Origin of the sequence: Streptomyces viridosporus (assembly GCF_002078235.1) — a bacterium.
GTDB classification, from domain to species: Bacteria; Actinomycetota; Actinomycetes; order Streptomycetales; family Streptomycetaceae; genus Streptomyces; species Streptomyces viridosporus.
On record NZ_MSGP01000585.1, the window covers coordinates 1 to 963 of the forward strand.

1 protein-coding gene and 1 pseudogene are annotated in these 963 nt (G+C 75.7%); one reads left to right on the forward strand and one right to left on the reverse strand.

Annotated features, from left to right (window positions below):
• Positions 1–789 (reverse strand): annotated as a pseudogene (locus tag B7L92_RS33440) (phosphohexomutase domain-containing protein); the annotation flags it as partial.
• A gap of 15 nt (positions 790–804) precedes the next feature.
• Here B7L92_RS33440 and B7L92_RS33445 point away from each other — a divergent pair.
• A partial coding sequence (locus tag B7L92_RS33445; RefSeq protein WP_497591849.1) for a hypothetical protein occupies positions 805–963 on the forward strand: 159 nt, incomplete at its 3' end.

Consider the following 963-nt stretch of genomic DNA (forward strand, 5'->3'; position numbering starts at 1 on the left):
CATCGCGGCCGCGATGAGGGAGAGGTCCTGGACGCGGACCGAGAGCTGGTCGGTGGCGTGCAGGCCGTGCTCCACGGCGAGGTCGTCGAGGAGGTCCGGGAGGGTGCGGCCCTCGGCCTTCAGGACGGAGGCCAGCTCCGTGAGGAGCAGCGCCGCCGTGATGCCGTCCTTGTCGCGGACGCCCTCCGGGTCGACGCAGTAGCCGAGCGCCTCCTCGTAGCCGTAGCGCAGGCCCTCGACCCGGGCGATCCACTTGAAGCCGGTCAGGGTCTCCTCGTGGGGGAGGCCGGCCCGCTCGGCGATCCGGCCGAGGAGCGAGGACGACACGATCGACTCGGCGAACGTGCCGGTCGCGCCGCGGCGGACCAGGTGGGCGGCGAGCAGGGCGCCGACCTCGTCGCCGCGCAGCATGCGCCAGTCGTCCCCGTCCCGGACGGCCGCGGCGCAGCGGTCGGCGTCCGGGTCGTTGGCGATGACCAGGTCGGGCCCGGTCTCCCGGGCCTTCGCGAAGGCGAGGTCCATCGCGCCGGGCTCCTCCGGGTTGGGGAACGCGACGGTCGGGAACTCCGGGTCGGGGTCGGCCTGCTCGGCGACCAGGTCGGGGGCGGGGAAGCCGGCGCGGGCGAAGGCGGCGAGGAGGACGTCCCTGCCGACGCCGTGCATCGCGGTGTAGACCGTGCGGGCGGTGCGCGGGGAGTCCTCGGCCAGGACGGCGTCCGTGCGGGCGAGGTAGGCGTCCAGGACGGTGTCGTCGAGGATCTCCCAGCCCTCCGTGGGGCGGGGGACCGCGGCGCGGTCGCCGGCGTGGAGGTCACCGCCAGCCACAACCCGCCCCGCGACAACGGCTACAAGGTGTACCTGGGCGACGGCTCCCAGATCGTCCCCCCGGCCGACGCGGAGATCGCCGCGGAGATCGCCGCCGTCCCCTCCCTCGCCGCGGTCCCCCGCCCCACGGAGGGCTGG